1 protein-coding gene is annotated in these 415 nt (G+C 66.5%); it reads left to right on the top strand.

The annotated features are described in order from the left end of the window. A partial coding sequence (locus SB822_RS55105) for a M3 family metallopeptidase (RefSeq protein WP_410858849.1) occupies positions 1–415 on the top strand: 415 nt, incomplete at both ends.

Raw genomic sequence — 415 nt, 5'->3', positions numbered from 1 at the left:
CGGCGAGGCGATGCCGCAGGCGCTGGTGGACAAGATCCAGAAGGCCAAGACCTTCAACCAGGGCTACGCCACGACCGAATACCTGGCGGCCGCGCTGCTCGACCTGGGCTGGCACACCCTGCCGGCCGATGCGCCGCTGCAGGACGTGAGCAAGTTCGAGGCCGATACCCTGAAGAAGTTCAAGGTCGACCTGGCCGAAGTGCCGCCGCGCTACCGCACGACCTACTTCGACCACATCTGGGGCGGCGGCTACTCGGCCGGCTACTACGCCTACTTCTGGTCGGAAGTGCTGGACCATGACGCGTTCGAGTGGTTCGTCGAGAACGGCGGCCTGACCCGTGCCAACGGCGACACCTTCCGCGCCAAGATCCTCTCGCGCGGCAACACCGTCGACCTGGCGACCCTGTACCGCGAC

The organism is Paraburkholderia sp. SIMBA_054 (assembly GCF_046534875.1).
Lineage (GTDB): Bacteria > Pseudomonadota > Gammaproteobacteria > Burkholderiales > Burkholderiaceae > Paraburkholderia > Paraburkholderia hospita.
The sequence above is the reverse complement of the archived record's forward strand: the minus strand, read 5'-3'. Positions and strand labels throughout refer to the sequence as shown.